Origin of the sequence: Pseudomonas sp. URMO17WK12:I9 (assembly GCF_900230165.1) — a bacterium.
GTDB classification, from domain to species: Bacteria; Pseudomonadota; Gammaproteobacteria; order Pseudomonadales; family Pseudomonadaceae; genus Aquipseudomonas; species Aquipseudomonas fulva.
In genome coordinates, this window is the sequence record NZ_OCMQ01000005.1 from 236855 (window position 1) to 250967 (window position 14113).

The window sequence follows — 14113 nt, forward strand, 5'->3', positions numbered from 1 at the left end:
CACCGCGTGTTGGCCACGTCTCTGGTGCTGATCGCTGCCTTGCTTCATGCGACCTGGAACACCCTGATCAAATTCAGCGGCGAGCGCCTGCTGGTCATTGCCAGCATGGACACGGTGGCCCTGGCCCTGGTGATGCCTGCGGTGGCTTTCGTGGACATCCCGCCTGCCGGTATCTGGCCCTGGTTGCTGGCTTCGGCGTTTGCCGAGCAGCTGTACCGCTGGCTGCTGATCAAGGCGTATCGCGTGGGTGACCTGGGCCTGGTCTACCCGCTGATGCGTGGGCTGTCGCCTCTGGTCGTACTGGCGCTGACCCTGGCGTTTGCCGGAGAACCCCTGAGCCAGCAGCAGATCATCGGCATTCTGCTGATTCCCTGTGGCATGGCCTGCCTGTTGTGGCAGGGCGGTGGCGGAGACCGGCTGCCGTGGTCGATGTTGCCGGTGGTGGCCCTGATCGGGCTGTGCATCGGGTGCTATACCTGGTTCGACGGTCAGGCCGTGCGCGAATGGGGCAAGCCATGGGACTACTTGGTGTGGCTGACGCTGCTCAGTGCCTGGCAATTCCCCGCGCGGGCCGCAGTGGCGCGACGGGCACCGTTCGTGCTGTTCTGGAAAACCCAGTGGCGGCTGGGCCTTGCCGTCGGCCTGTGCGTGCTGTTCAGTTATGCCCTGGTGCTCTGGGCGATGCACCTGGGGTCGGTGGCCGAGGCAGCGGCGCTGCGCGAGCTGAGCGTGATCCTTGTGGTGTTGCTGGGGATGCGCTACCTCAAAGAACCTTTCGGCGGGCCAAGACTCCTAGCTTGCGGGCTGGTACTGGCAGGTATGCTGGTAATGAAGCTCTGACCGACTGACAAACGAGGAACCCTGTCCATGACCGTTGCCCTGTGGTGCATCCTGATCGCGCTGATCCTGCCGCCGCTCTGTGCGCTGATCGCCAAGCTGGCGAGCGGCCGGTTCGGCTTGAAGCACAACCATGACCCGCGCGCCTTCCTCGATACCCTGTCGGGGCTGCCGCGCCGCGCGCACTCAGCCCAGCAGAACGGTTACGAAGCCTTTCCGGCATTCGCCGCCGCTGTGCTGGTGGCAGACATCGTCGGCAACGCCGAACAGGTGACCCAGGATGTGCTGGGTGTGATGTACATCACCAGTCGGCTGCTCTACATCATCTGCTACCTCGCCGACTGGGCGGCACTGCGCTCGCTGGTCTGGTTCGCTGGCCTTGCGATCATCGTGGCGTTCTTCGTGGTCTCGGCCTGACCGCATCGCCCGGTGCCGAGGCCCCCGTCACGGGACCTTGGGCACTTCAGGCAGCGGTTGGCCCTTGGGCCACAGCATCCAGATCTGGCCCTGCTGCTTCATGTTCCCGGCCAGGTCTCCGGCTGCCTGGCCGGTCCCCCAGAACAGGTCGGCGCGAACCTCGCCTGCGATAGCGCCCCCAGTGTCCTGGGCCGCGACCGGGCGCACAACGGGGCTGCCGTCCGGTCGGGTGGTCGATAGCCACAGCAGGCTGCCAAGCGGGATGACCTTGCGGTCGATAGCCACGCTGTAGCCCGCCGTCAGTGGAACGTTGAGCGAGCCACGTGGCCCTTCATTGCTGTCGGGGCGCGTGCTGAAGAACACGTAGCTGGGGTTGCTGGCCAGCAATTCGGGAACCCGTGAAGGGTTGGACTGGGCCCACGCATGAATGGCGCCCATGCTCACGTCTTCTTTTTTCAGCTGCCCTTGCTCGACCAGCCAGCGGCCAATCGGACGATACGGATGACCGTTCTGGTCAGCGTAACCCAGGCGCAGCTGGCGCCCGTCCTCCAATTGGACGCGACCAGAGCCCTGGATCTGCAGGAACTGCAAGTCCATCGGGTCGGTCAGCCAGGCCAGTACCGGGGCCTTGGCGCCGTTGCGGTTGATGACCTCAGCAGTGTCGTAGGGCTTGAGCACGCGGCCTTCGAGGCGACCACGCAGGCGCTTGCCCTTGAGTTCGGGGTACACGCTGGCCAGGTCCACCGTGATCATGTCTTCGGGAGGGCCGTAGACCGCCACATCATAGGTGGCAGAGGGGGTCAGGCTGCCGGGGTAGACAGGTTCGTAATAGCCGGTGATCAAGCCGTTGGCACTGTTGTCAGCCGAACGCAGGCCATAGACCTCCAGGTTCTGCTCGAGAAAGGTGCGCACCTGTGCAGCGCTTGCCGGCTGGCTCCCAGCGGCTTCACAGGTGGCCGCCCAGACCGGGTCGCGCTTGAGCTTTTCGCAGCCGCTGCGCCAGGCATAGAAACCGGCGAGCAGGTCTTCGTCGCTGACCGTGGGCAGGTCTTTCCAAGTACCAGGCGCGTAGGTTGCGATGGCGTGGGGCTCGGGCTTTGCCGTCTGGTCGTTGTCGCAGCCGGCCAGCAAGGCCAGTAGCGGGAGTGTCCAGGCCAGGTGGCGCAAGGCATGTTTCATCGGTGTATTCCTGTCATGGACGAACACGCGGTTCACCCTTGTTTTTTATGTGGCTATTGGTCTTTCGCCCATTGGCAGCGATACTGGCCGGCCCTTTTTCCAGGCATGGGTAGGCGAGATGTTTAAGCGGTTGGGCGTTGTTGTGCTTGCAGCATTGACCTTGGGTAGTGGCCTGACAGGTTGCGGGGGCGTTGACCCCAACTCGCCACTGGGCAAGCGCAAGGCCATCTTCAAGGACATGCTCAAGACAAGCGAGGACCTGGGCGGCATGTTGCGTGGTCGACTGCCGTTCGACGCCGGTCGCTTCGCCCAAGGGGCGGACACCCTGGATACGCTGTCTCACCAACCCTGGCAGCACTTTGCGCAGGTACCCGAGGGCGAAGGCAGCGCGGCGCGCCCCGAGGTGTGGCAACGGCAGGCGCGCTTTCAAGACCTGGCCCGGCAGCTGGAGGCAGCTACCGGAGCGCTGGTGCAAGCGACCCGCCAGCCGTCGCTGGACGCTGCGCAGTTGAAGGCACCCATGGACAAGGTCGAAAACGCATGCCGGGCGTGCCACAGCGAATTTCGTAACCATTGAATGACGCGGCAGGCGGCGGCTGGCCCGTGCGCCGCCTCAGGCGCTGGCCTCAGCGGTCAAGGTCGTCTACCGCGTCCTGCAGTTCCTTGCGGGACTCGGCGAGCTTGTCCTTGCGCTTGTTGATTTTTTCGGCGTCGCCTTTCTTCTCGGCCTTTTTCAGGTCCTTCTCCCGCTGGGCCACCTCATGGCGCGCATCGAGCACCTTCTGCTCACGCTCTTTGCGCAGGCTGGCCTCGGTGCAATTGGCCACGCCACGCAAGGCCTCCTCCAGCCCGGCCGCCTGCGCGGCATTGCCGTGCTCACGGGCGATCTTGAGCTGGTTCTCGATCGCGCTGCGCTTGGCATCGCAACCGGTCAGGCCGGCATCGGGCGCGGCTGCCTGTGCAGCGCCTGCGCCCAGGCCCAAGGCCGCGAGCAGAAAAAGGGAAGAAAAGCGTTTCATGAAAAGCCTCCTGGACGGGGCAGGGCAACGAGAAAAATTCTGGATGGAAATCCTGCCTTGGTTTTGGCCATTTAGGAACCCTTGATAAGACTGGGCCGCTAAATCTCCGGATTTTCCTACAGTTTTTTTGGTAAATAATCATTGCTCAGGCCTGAGCGGCTGCTCCGAGAACCCGTCTACACCTTGCCCGGCCAGATGTGACCCAATGGCTTGCACCTCGGCGCTGGCGAAGAATCGCGCAAGTTCGTCCGCCCGTTTCGAGCCGATGCCAGGCTGGGCTTGCCACTGCCCACGCGTCTGGGCAACCACCGTCGGCCAGTCACCGGGCAGCGCCACCCCCTTGCCGATAGGTGTCCCGATACCGCGAACCCATTGTGTGAATGGACGCAAGCGGGCCTGTTCGAAGGCGGCCAGCAACTGGGCTGCCCTCAGGGTGCTGATGCCTGGCACCTGTTGCAGGCGCCCGGCATCGAGCTCCAGCCAGTCGGTCATCGTCGAAACCAGGCCTGCCTCGACCAGCCGTCGCCAGGTGCCTGGGCCCGTTCCTGGCAGGGCCAGGCCTTGTTTGCCGGCCAGCCAGCTGAGGCGAGCGATGAACTGCTCATTACAGCCTTCTCCGGCACGCCAGCAGCTGTGGGCATGGTATTGGTCGACTGCCGGTGCAGTGACTGGCTGGCGCTCGACCGAGTAATGCACGATCTGGTCGAAACGGGGGATGGTCAGCCCTGCCAGGCTGATGGCTATCTGGTCGCCTGGACGAACGTCCAATGCCTGCCAGCGTGACAGCGAGCCCAGGCTGACACGGGTCACGCGTCGATCATCGAGGGTCACCGGCTCGACGTGAACGATGGGGGTGACCTTACCTGTGCGTCCGATTTGGAAGCGCACCTCGCGCACCTGCGCCAATTTTTGTGCGTAGGGGTATTTCCAGGCTGCGATCCAGTACGGCGCCTTGGCCTGCCAGCGTTGGGCAGGCGGGCGTTCGCCCTGGCGCAGGATCACCCCATCGCTGGCGAAGGGTAGCGGCGTGCCGAACCAGTGGTCCCGCCACCGCGCAGCTTCTTCGGGGGTGTTTATCGCAACGCTGTAGCGCTGACTGTCCGCAAAGCCCAATTGGGCCAGCTGCGACAGGCGCTCGGTTTGCTGTTCAGGCCCCTTGGGCCACTCCCAGACGAACAGACCGAGGCGGGCGCCTTGTTCCTCGTCGATCTGGTGGCGAGCGAGCAGGCCGGCGACCGTGCCACGGGCATTGAGGCCCCCTGCGCTTGCCTGTATGTGGCCTTCAAGGCGCAAGTAGAGCTCGCCTTGCAGCGACAGATCGAGCGGGCGGGGCAGCTGCCGGACAATCCCTTCGAGTTGTGGGATATGGCGGCTCCAATCGTGCCCCCGGACCCCGTCGCCTCGGCTGATCAACTGGGTCAGCCGGCCCTGGCGGTAGATCAGTGACACCGCCACGCCATCGACCTTTGGCTGTACCCACAGGTCGGTCTTGCCAGTCATCCAGCCGGCAACCCGCTGGAAGTCGGCCAGCTTCTGCACGCCGGTGTGCGGCACGGGATGGACGACCGGACCGCCCGCCCTGGCCAGCGGCGAGGCCTCGGTCGCAAGGCCAACGCAGCGCTGCAACATGGCCAGGTGATCGCGGCTCTGGTCATACAGCTCATCGGCCACCAGTGCCACGCCGTCACGGTGATAACGTTCGTCCCAATGGGCGAGCGTTGCGCTCAGTTGGGCGATCTGTGCGTGTGAGCGTGCCGGTGTCCAGTCCGGGCACGGGTTGGCCCAGGTCGGCGGCAGGTGCAACACCACCATGATCAGCAGCAATACGATTGGCATGGCCCGCTTCCTTGCGTGGCTTGAAGTGTGCCGAGCCTATGGGGTTTTCACGGTGTTCGCCTCGGGCGGTTTGTCAGGCGATATGTCACAAAAAAGCCCCTACCGATTGCTCGGCAGGGGCTTTCGCTCAGCGCTGTAGGAAATTACAGGCCGGCAGCGTCACGCAGCGCTTCAGCGCGGTCAGTGCGTTCCCAAGTGAAGGTGGTGAAGGTGTCGTCACCCACGGTTTTCTGCTGCGGGGTGCGACCGAAGTGGCCGTAAGCAGCGGTTTCCTGGTACATCGGGTGCAGCAGGTCGAGCATGGTCGTAATGGCGTATGGACGCAGATCGAAGCACTCGCGCACCAGCTGGATGATCTTCTCGTCCGACACCTTGCCAGTGCCGAAGGTATTGATCGAGATGGAGGTCGGTTGGGCCACGCCGATGGCATACGAGACCTGGATCTCGCAGCGCTCGGCCAGGCCGGCGGCGACGATGTTCTTGGCCACGTAGCGGCCGGCATAGGCGGCGGAACGGTCGACCTTGGACGGGTCCTTGCCCGAGAACGCGCCGCCGCCGTGGCGGGCCATGCCACCGTAGGAGTCGACGATGATTTTGCGACCGGTCAGGCCGCAGTCACCGACCGGGCCGCCGATGATGAAGTTGCCCGTCGGGTTGATGTGGTACTGGGTACCTTTGTGCAGCAGTTCGGCAGGCAGCGTGTGCTTGACGATCAGCTCCATGACCGCTTCCTGCAGGTCTTTCTGCGACACCTCGGGGTTATGCTGGGTGGACAGCACCACCGCATCGATACCCACGACCTTGCCACCTTCGTAACGGCAGGTGACCTGCGATTTGGCATCCGGGCGCAGCCAGGGCAGCAGGCCGGACTTGCGTGCTTCGGCCTGACGCTCGACCAGGCGATGCGAGAAGCAGATCGGCGCTGGCATCAGCACTTCGGTCTCGTTGCTGGCGTAGCCGAACATCAGGCCCTGGTCACCGGCGCCTTGGTCTTCTGGCTTGGAACGGTCGACGCCTTGGGCAATGTCCACCGACTGCTTGCCGATGATGTTCATCACGGCGCAGGTGGCACCGTCAAAGCCGACGTCGGAGCTGTTGTAGCCGATGTCGATGATGACCTTGCGTACCAGGTCCTCGAGGTCGACCCAGGCCGAGGTGCTCACCTCGCCGGCAATGATCGCCACGCCGGTCTTGACCAGCGTTTCACAGGCGACGCGGGCGTACTTGTCCTGGGCGATGATCGCGTCCAGCACGGCGTCCGAAATCTGGTCGGCGATTTTGTCCGGATGCCCTTCGGACACGGACTCGGAGGTGAAAAGGGAGTATTCGCTCATCTCGAAGGTTCCTGAAATTTACCGATGGTGTATGTCGCCAGCCGTCCGCTGGAAATGGCGGACCTGGATCTGGAAACCGTTACGCAGGCCTACGTACAGGCTATCCCCGTGGGACAGGCCTGCCGCGTTGGCCCAGCGGGCCAAGTCGTCCTGTTCGAAGCCGAGCCACAGGTCGCCGCAGGCTTCCCGCGCCCACCCCTGGTCATGGCTGCACAATTCGGTGATCAACAGGCTGCCGCCTGCCTTCACCCGTTTGGCCAGCTGGCACAACGCCAGGGCCGGATCGCTGAAATGATGCAGGACCATGTTCAGCACAACGCAGTCGGCGACCACATCCGTTGCACCCAGTGCATCGGCCAACTGCAGGTTCACGTTGTCCAGCCCTTCGCGCTGACAGACCTGGCGGGCGAGTTCGAGCATGGTCGGGCTGTTGTCAAGCGCGGTAACCTGCGCAAAACGCCGGGCCAGGTCCGGAAGGAACCCGCCATCGCCGGGGCCGACCTCAAGCGCGCTGGCGCTTGGGTCGAAATGCAGCTTGTCGAGCAGCGCCAGCAGGCTCTCGCGATATTGCGGCAAGCCTGCGATCAGGTCCTGCTGGGCGCGAAAGCGCTCTTCCACGCGCAGGAAGAAGTCCTGGCTGGTTGCCGCGCGGCGCTGCTGCACCTGGGCGATGCGGCCTTGCACCTCGGCGGGCAAGGCCAGGTCATCGACCTCGTCGAGCAGCGCGGCGTGCAAGCGTCCGCCCAAGCGCAAGCTGTCGGGCAGGGCGCGGCGATAGAAAATGGCGTTGCCTTCCCGACGGGTGGCTACCAGGTCGGCCTGGGCCAGTACCTTGAGGTGGTGGCTCATGCCCGACTGGCCGATGTCGAAGATCTGCGCCAGCTCCAACACGCCGAAGGAATCGTTGGCCAGGGCGCGCAGCACATTCAGGCGCAACTCGTCGCCACTGGCCTTGCACAGGGCGGCCAGTGCCTCGCGTTGTTCCGGTATCGCTTGCGCACGAAGGTTCATGGTGCGGGAGTCTAGACAGGCATCGTTGCCCTAGCAAGGCCTATATCAAAAAGTTTTGATATTGCAGGTCCGTTGCCCATTAGCCATTACCCTTGTGTTGCCATTGCGGTCGATGATCGGACCAATGCACGCCGCTTGCTGCTTAAATGTTTGCCCCAAGCGCCCCAGTGGGCGAAAATGGACGCCTTTTTCGTATCACCACCTATTCAAGCCCCCAGGAGATCAGCGATGCCCAGCCGTCGTGAACGTGCCAACGCCATTCGTGCCCTTAGCATGGATGCCGTGCAAAAGGCCAACAGCGGCCACCCCGGTGCCCCCATGGGCATGGCGGATATCGCCGAGGTTCTTTGGCGCGACTACCTCAAGCACAACCCGAGCAACCCGGCATTTCCCGATCGCGACCGCTTCGTGCTGTCCAACGGCCACGGCTCGATGCTCATCTATTCGCTGCTTCACCTGACCGGCTACGACCTGTCGATCGACGACCTCAAGGGCTTCCGTCAACTGCACAGCCGCACCCCTGGCCACCCGGAGCACGGTTACACCCCTGGCGTCGAGACCACCACCGGCCCGCTCGGCCAAGGCATCGCCAACGCCGTGGGCTTCGCCCTGGCCGAAAAAGTCATGGCGGCCCAGTTCAACCGTGACGGCCACACCATCGTCGACCACAACACCTATGTGTTCCTGGGCGATGGCTGCATGATGGAAGGCATTTCTCACGAAGTGGCCTCGCTGGCCGGTACCCTGGGGCTGAACAAGCTGGTTGCCTTCTACGACGACAACGGCATTTCCATCGACGGTGAAGTGCATGGCTGGTTCACCGACAACACCCCGGCGCGCTTCGAAGCCTACAACTGGCAGGTGATCCGCAACGTCAACGGCCACGACGCCGAAGAGATCAAGACGGCCATCGAGACCGCCCGCAAGAGCGACCGTCCGACCCTGATCTGCTGCAAGACCACCATCGGTTTCGGCTCGCCGAACAAGCAGGGCAAGGAAGAGTCCCACGGCGCGCCGCTGGGCAACGACGAAATTGCCCTGACCCGTCAGGCACTGGGCTGGAACCACGGTCCGTTCGAAATCCCCGCCGACATCTATGCCGAGTGGGACGCCAAGCAAGCCGGTGCCAAGGCTGAAGCCGAGTGGAACCAGCGTTTCGACGCCTACGCTCAGGCGCACCCGGAGCTGGCCGCAGAGTTCAAGCGCCGCATGGCCGGTGACCTGCCTGCCGATTTCAGCGAAAAGGCCCAGGCCTACATCGAGGAAGTGGCGGCCAAGGGCGAAACCATCGCCAGCCGCAAGGCCAGCCAGAATGCCCTGAACGCCTATGGCCCGATGTTGCCCGAGTTCCTCGGCGGTTCGGCGGACCTGGCCGGTTCCAACCTGACCCTGTGGAAGGGCTGCAAGGGCTTGGAAGCTGGCGATGCCAGCGGCAACTACGTGTTCTACGGCGTGCGTGAATTCGGCATGACCGCCATCATGAACGGCGTGGCACTGCACGGCGGCCTGGTGCCTTACGGCGCGACGTTCCTGATGTTCATGGAATACGCCCGCAACGCCGTGCGCATGTCGGCGCTGATGAAGCAGCGCGTGATCCATGTCTACACCCACGACTCCATTGGCCTGGGCGAAGACGGTCCGACCCACCAGCCGATCGAGCAGCTGACCAGCCTGCGCACCACGCCGAACCTGGACACCTGGCGCCCGGCGGATGCCGTGGAGTCGGCCGTGGCCTGGAAGAACGCTCTGGAGCGCAAGGATGGTCCATCGGCGCTGATCTTCTCGCGCCAGAACCTGCAGCACCAGGCCCGCGATGCGCAGCAGCTCGCTGCCATCAGCCGTGGCGGCTACGTGCTCAAGGATTGCGCTGGCGAGCCTGAGCTGATCCTGATCGCCACCGGCTCCGAAGTGGGCCTGGCCGTTCAGGCCTACGACAAGCTGACCGAGCAAGGCCGCAATGTACGCGTGGTGTCCATGCCATCGACCAGCGTGTTCGATGCCCAGGATGCTGCCTACAAGCAGTCGGTGCTGCCACTGGAAGTCAGTGCCCGTATCGCCATCGAAGCGGCACATGCCGACTTCTGGTACAAGTACGTCGGCCTCGAAGGCCGCGTCATCGGCATGACCACCTACGGTGAGTCGGCGCCGGCCTCGGCACTGTTCGAAGAATTCGGCTTCACCCTGGAGAACATCCTCGGTACCGCCGAAGAGCTGCTGGAAGACTGATGTATCAGGGAGGGCAGGATGCCCTCCTGGTCGTGCGAGGGGAGGGCGTCGCCCTCCATCGCGCCATGAGGCCGCTTCCACAGGTACTGTCGCCAGCCACGGCGTAGTACCTGTGGAAGCGGCCTTGTGCCGCGATAGGCCGCCATGCGGCCTCGAAGCCATCACGCTTAGCGAGTCAACGAATGTCCCACTTGCGTCCCTATAAAGTTGCACTCAACGGTTATGGCCGTATCGGCCGCTGTGTTCTGCGCGCGCTGTTCGAGCGGGGCAGCAGGGCCGATTTCGAGATCGTCGCACTCAACGACTTGGCCGACCAGGCCAGCCTGGAATACCTCACCCGCTTCGACTCCACCCATGGGCGCTTTCCCGGCGAGGTCAAGGTCGATGGCGATTGCCTGCACATCAATGGCGATTGCGTGAAGGTGATGCGCAGCGCCACGCCCGAAGGCATCGACTGGGCGGCCCTGGACGTGGACCTGGTCCTGGAGTGTTCCGGCGCCTACAACACCCGTGCCGATGGCCAGCGCTTTCTCGAGGCCGGTGCGCCAAGGGTGCTGTTCTCCCAGCCCATGGCCAGCGAGGCTGACGTCGATGCCACGGTGGTGTACGGCATCAACCAGCACTGCCTGACCGGCACTGAGCGGCTGGTCTCCAATGCTTCGTGCACCACCAACTGCGGTGTACCGCTGCTGCGGGTGCTGGATCAGGCATTTGGCATCGACTATGTACAGATCACCACCATTCACTCGGCCATGAACGACCAGCCAGTGATCGACGCCTATCACCATGAAGACCTGCGCCGTACCCGTTCGGCGTTCCAGTCGGTGATTCCGGTGTCCACCGGCCTTGCGCGCGGCATCGAGCGTCTGCTCCCGGAACTTGCCGGGCGAATCCAGGCCAAAGCGGTACGCGTGCCGACGGTCAACGTCTCGTGCCTGGACATCACCTTGCAGACCGCTCGCGACACCACCGCAGCCGAGGTCAACAGGGTACTGCGCGAGGCGGCGCTGACCGGGCCGCTCAAGGGGCTGCTGGCCTACACCGAGCTGCCCCACGCCAGTTGTGATTTCAACCACGACCCGCATTCGGCCATCGTCGATGCCAGCCAGACCCGTGTATCAGGCCCGCGCCTGGTCAACCTGCTGGCCTGGTTCGACAACGAATGGGGGTTTGCAAACCGTATGCTCGACGTTGCCGGACATTTTCTGCACGTCGTCCACCCAACCCGCAACAAACAGCCCTGAAGGACCGCATTCATGACCGTGTTGAAGATGACCGACCTCGACCTGCAAGGTAAGCGCGTACTGATTCGCGAAGACCTGAACGTGCCTGTCAAGGACGGTGTGGTGACCAGCGATGCGCGCATCCAGGCAGCGCTGCCGACCATCAAGCTGGCCCTGGAGAAGGGTGCGGCGGTGATGGTCTGCTCGCACCTGGGCCGCCCCACCGAAGGTGAATTCTCTGCCGAGAACAGCCTTGAGCCGGTTGCCAAGTACCTGAGCAAGGCGCTGGGCCGCGACGTGCCGCTGGTGGGTGACTACCTGGGTGGCGTCGAGGTCAAGGCAGGCGAGCTGGTGCTGTTCGAGAACGTGCGCTTCAACAAGGGCGAGAAGAAGAACGCCGATGAGCTGGCCCAGCAGTACGCGGCGCTGTGCGATGTGTTCGTGATGGACGCCTTCGGCACGGCTCACCGCGCCGAGGGTTCCACCCACGGCGTTGCCAAGTTCGCCAAGGTCGCGGCGGCTGGCCCGTTGCTGGCAGCTGAGCTGGATGCCCTGGGCAAGGCGCTGAAGGCCCCGGCCAAGCCAATGGCCGCCATCGTCGCCGGCTCCAAGGTGTCCACCAAGCTGGACGTGCTCAACAGCCTGAGCTCGGTATGCGATCAGCTGATCGTCGGTGGCGGCATCGCCAACACCTTCCTGGCGGCTGCCGGGCACCCGGTCGGTAAGTCGCTGTACGAGCCCGATCTGGTCGAAACGGCCAAGGCCATTGCCGCCAAGGTCAGCGTGCCGCTGCCTGTCGATGTGGTGGTTGCCAAGGCCTTCGCCGAAGACGCCGAAGCGACCGTCAAGGCCATTGCCGATGTTGCGGCCGACGACATGATCCTGGACATCGGTCCGCAGACCGCCGCCCAGTTCGCCGACTTGCTCAAGTCCTCCAAGACCATCCTGTGGAATGGCCCGGTTGGTGTATTCGAGTTCGATCAGTTCGGCAATGGCACCCAGGTGCTGGCCAAGGCAATCGCCGACAGCGCCGCGTTCTCCATCGCCGGTGGCGGTGATACCCTGGCAGCCATCGACAAATATGGCGTCAGCCAGGATATCTCCTACATTTCTACCGGTGGCGGCGCCTTCCTCGAGTTCGTCGAAGGCAAGGTTCTGCCAGCGGTGGCCATGCTCGAAGAGCGGGCCAAAGCCTGATGAACACGGCGCCTGGCAAAAGGAGTGGCCTGATGGCCAAGCAGTTGCCTGTGTTGCTGCTGGTCGGGCTGCTGAGCGCCTGCGCCGGCAGCCCGGATGCCCAGGACGACCCGGCGCAACCGCCCAAGGGCGGTTGCTATCAGTCCGAATGGCAAGCCGAAACCGTGCCAGTGATCAGCAAGCGCGTAGGCCCGGAAGGGCTGGAAAAGTACGACGAAGAGCACCAGCGCAAGGCGCCCGGCTGCCCTTGATCGGGCCGCTGGCAACCTGCAGGCCGGTTTGTGGTCTTGGAGAAGGGCCGTGTGCTGCCCATCGAGGTAACTGAATGAAAGCGCTCTTGGCCGTAATGGCCCTGGCGACACTGGCAGGATGTTCACTGCTGCAACCGGCGCAGACCGCGCCGGCGGACAACTGGACCCGGTGGGTCTGCGACACCCAGGCCGAAGTGCTGTGGCGGTTTGCCGACCCCCAGCGTGACCAGGTTGACGTACGCCTTGGCGGCGGCGACCAGGTGTACCGGCTCAAGGCCGAGCCCGGCGCCTCCGGCGCGCTGTACAGCGACGGCATGCTGGCGTTTCACACCAAGGGCGAAGAGGGCCTGGTGTACTGGGTGGCGACCAACGATCTGATAGGGCGGGGCTGCAAGGCACCGTGACTGGCCGGGCCGCTAGGTGGCCCACACTACTTGAACAGCAACTGCCCCTGCGGCAGGCTTGCACGAAACAACGACGCTTGTCGGGAGAGAGATACACAATGGCACTCATTAGCATGCGCCAGATGCTGGACCACGCCGCCGAGTTCGGTTATGGCGTACCGGCTTTCAACGTCAACAACCTTGAGCAGATGCGCGCCATCATGGAAGCGGCTGACAAGACCGACTCCCCTGTGATCGTCCAGGCCTCGGCCGGTGCGCGCAAGTACGCAGGTGCGCCGTTCCTGCGTCACCTGATCCTGGCGGCCATCGAAGAATTCCCGCACATCCCGGTGTGCATGCACCAGGACCACGGCACCAGCCCGGATGTCTGCCAGCGCTCCATCCAGCTGGGCTTCAGCTCGGTCATGATGGACGGCTCGCTCGGCGAAGACGGCAAGACCCCGACCGATTACGAATACAACGTGCGCGTCACCCAGCAGACCGTTGCCATGGCCCATGCCTGTGGTGTGTCGGTAGAAGGCGAACTGGGCTGCCTGGGCTCGCTGGAAACCGGCATGGCCGGTGAGGAAGACGGTATCGGTGCCGAAGGCGTGCTCGACCACAGCCAGATGCTGACCGACCCTGAAGAAGCTGCCGACTTCGTCAAGAAGACCCAGGTCGATGCCCTGGCCATCGCCATCGGCACCAGCCACGGTGCTTACAAGTTCACCAAGCCGCCTACCGGTGACGTGCTGGCCATCGACCGCATCAAGGAAATCCACAAGCGCATTCCCGACACCCACCTGGTGATGCACGGCTCCTCCTCGGTACCGCAGGAGTGGCTGGCGATCATCAACCAGTACGGCGGCGACATCAAGGAAACCTACGGTGTGCCGGTCGAGGAAATCGTCGAAGGCATCAAGTACGGCGTGCGCAAGGTCAACATCGACACCGACCTGCGTCTGGCGTCCACCGGTGCCATCCGTCGTCACATGGCCATGAACCCGAGCGAGTTCGACCCGCGCAAGTTCTTCGCTGAAACCGTAAAAGCCATGCGCGACGTGTGCATCGCCCGTTACGAAGCATTCGGCACTGCCGGCCATGCCTCGAAGATCAAGCCGATCTCCCTGGAAAGCATGTTCCAGCGCTACGCCAAAGGCGAGCTGGCCGCAAAAGTCAACTAAGCAAACCGGCCCCCGG

Annotated in this window: 14 protein-coding genes; 9 read left to right on the top strand and 5 right to left on the bottom strand. The window is 63.8% G+C overall.

From position 1 onward, the window contains the following. The first annotated feature begins 6 nt into the window (after nt 1–6). On the top strand, nt 7–840 hold the full coding sequence (locus tag CRP40_RS13060) for a DMT family transporter (protein ID WP_027914020.1): 834 nt from the start codon (nt 7–9) through the stop codon (nt 838–840). Between the two features lie 27 nt (nt 841–867). Then, nucleotides 868–1254 carry an MAPEG family protein gene (locus tag CRP40_RS13065; protein ID WP_023533046.1) on the top strand — a complete coding sequence of 129 codons (387 nt, stop codon included), beginning with the start codon at nt 868–870 and terminating at the stop codon, nt 1252–1254. A gap of 27 nt (nt 1255–1281) precedes the next feature. On the opposite strand, the gene CRP40_RS13070 is transcribed toward CRP40_RS13065, so the two are convergent. Then, nucleotides 1282–2433, bottom strand: coding sequence for a murein transglycosylase A (locus CRP40_RS13070; protein ID WP_027914019.1), 1152 nt, complete (start codon nt 2431–2433; stop codon nt 1282–1284). A 118-nt stretch (nt 2434–2551) separates the two neighbouring features. Here CRP40_RS13070 and CRP40_RS13075 point away from each other — a divergent pair, with 118 nt between their 5' ends. After that, on the top strand, nt 2552–3010 hold the full coding sequence (locus tag CRP40_RS13075) for a cytochrome c (RefSeq protein WP_027914018.1): 459 nt from the start codon (nt 2552–2554) through the stop codon (nt 3008–3010). 49 nt (nt 3011–3059) lie between these two features. Here CRP40_RS13075 and CRP40_RS13080 read toward each other — a convergent pair whose 3' ends face one another. The 4 genes from CRP40_RS13080 to CRP40_RS13095 form a co-directional block, all read right to left on the bottom strand. Continuing rightward, complete coding sequence (locus CRP40_RS13080; RefSeq protein ID WP_027914017.1) at nt 3060–3452, bottom strand: DUF1090 domain-containing protein; 393 nt, start codon at nt 3450–3452, stop codon at nt 3060–3062. Nucleotides 3453–3590: 138 nt separating this feature from the next. Continuing rightward, nucleotides 3591–5288, bottom strand: coding sequence for an NAD-dependent DNA ligase LigB (gene ligB, locus CRP40_RS13085; protein ID WP_027914016.1), 1698 nt, complete (start codon nt 5286–5288; stop codon nt 3591–3593). Nucleotides 5289–5431: 143 nt separating this feature from the next. Then, on the bottom strand, nt 5432–6622 hold the full coding sequence (metK, locus tag CRP40_RS13090; RefSeq protein ID WP_023532964.1) for a methionine adenosyltransferase: 1191 nt from the start codon (nt 6620–6622) through the stop codon (nt 5432–5434). A gap of 18 nt (nt 6623–6640) precedes the next feature. Further along, entirely contained in the window at nt 6641–7633 is a 993-nt protein-coding gene (locus CRP40_RS13095) for a metalloregulator ArsR/SmtB family transcription factor (protein WP_027914015.1), read from the bottom strand. 228 nt (nt 7634–7861) lie between these two features. Between CRP40_RS13095 and tkt the strand changes: the two genes are divergently transcribed. From tkt to fba, 6 genes are all read left to right on the top strand, one after another. Next, nucleotides 7862–9859: a transketolase gene (tkt, locus tag CRP40_RS13100; RefSeq protein WP_027914014.1), complete on the top strand. Its 1998-nt coding sequence runs from the start codon at nt 7862–7864 to the stop codon at nt 9857–9859. Between the two features lie 182 nt (nt 9860–10041). Continuing rightward, a complete protein-coding gene (gene epd / locus CRP40_RS13105; RefSeq protein ID WP_027914013.1) occupies nt 10042–11103 on the top strand; it encodes an erythrose-4-phosphate dehydrogenase in 1062 nt (353 codons plus the stop codon). A gap of 12 nt (nt 11104–11115) precedes the next feature. Further along, on the top strand, nt 11116–12279 hold the full coding sequence (locus tag CRP40_RS13110) for a phosphoglycerate kinase (RefSeq protein WP_027914012.1): 1164 nt from the start codon (nt 11116–11118) through the stop codon (nt 12277–12279). Continuing rightward, the gene (locus tag CRP40_RS13115) at nt 12279–12530 is read left to right on the top strand and encodes a hypothetical protein (protein WP_027914011.1); all 252 of its coding nucleotides are present in this window, start codon (nt 12279–12281) and stop codon (nt 12528–12530) included. Before CRP40_RS13110 ends, CRP40_RS13115 begins: the two co-directional genes overlap by 1 nt. Nucleotides 12531–12604: 74 nt before the next feature. After that, nucleotides 12605–12934 carry an MliC family protein gene (locus tag CRP40_RS13120; protein ID WP_027914010.1) on the top strand — a complete coding sequence of 110 codons (330 nt, stop codon included), beginning with the start codon at nt 12605–12607 and terminating at the stop codon, nt 12932–12934. A 98-nt stretch (nt 12935–13032) separates the two neighbouring features. Continuing rightward, complete coding sequence (gene fba, locus CRP40_RS13125; RefSeq protein ID WP_027914009.1) at nt 13033–14097, top strand: class II fructose-bisphosphate aldolase; 1065 nt, start codon at nt 13033–13035, stop codon at nt 14095–14097. Nucleotides 14098–14113 lie beyond the last annotated feature (16 nt).

Coding starts and splice junctions, on each gene's coding strand:
- metK (WP_023532964.1), bottom strand. CDS start 6,622: ATGAGCGAATACTCCCTTTTCACCTCCGAGTCCGTGTCCGAAGGGCAT.
- CRP40_RS13070 (WP_027914019.1), bottom strand. CDS start 2,433: ATGAAACATGCCTTGCGCCACCTGGCCTGGACACTCCCGCTACTGGCC.
- CRP40_RS13110 (WP_027914012.1), top strand. CDS start 11,116: ATGACCGTGTTGAAGATGACCGACCTCGACCTGCAAGGTAAGCGCGTA.
- CRP40_RS13115 (WP_027914011.1), top strand. CDS start 12,279: ATGAACACGGCGCCTGGCAAAAGGAGTGGCCTGATGGCCAAGCAGTTG.
- epd (WP_027914013.1), top strand. CDS start 10,042: ATGTCCCACTTGCGTCCCTATAAAGTTGCACTCAACGGTTATGGCCGT.
- fba (WP_027914009.1), top strand. CDS start 13,033: ATGGCACTCATTAGCATGCGCCAGATGCTGGACCACGCCGCCGAGTTC.
- CRP40_RS13120 (WP_027914010.1), top strand. CDS start 12,605: ATGAAAGCGCTCTTGGCCGTAATGGCCCTGGCGACACTGGCAGGATGT.
- CRP40_RS13075 (WP_027914018.1), top strand. CDS start 2,552: ATGTTTAAGCGGTTGGGCGTTGTTGTGCTTGCAGCATTGACCTTGGGT.
- CRP40_RS13065 (WP_023533046.1), top strand. CDS start 868: ATGACCGTTGCCCTGTGGTGCATCCTGATCGCGCTGATCCTGCCGCCG.
- CRP40_RS13095 (WP_027914015.1), bottom strand. CDS start 7,633: ATGAACCTTCGTGCGCAAGCGATACCGGAACAACGCGAGGCACTGGCC.
- CRP40_RS13080 (WP_027914017.1), bottom strand. CDS start 3,452: ATGAAACGCTTTTCTTCCCTTTTTCTGCTCGCGGCCTTGGGCCTGGGC.
- tkt (WP_027914014.1), top strand. CDS start 7,862: ATGCCCAGCCGTCGTGAACGTGCCAACGCCATTCGTGCCCTTAGCATG.
- ligB (WP_027914016.1), bottom strand. CDS start 5,288: ATGCCAATCGTATTGCTGCTGATCATGGTGGTGTTGCACCTGCCGCCG.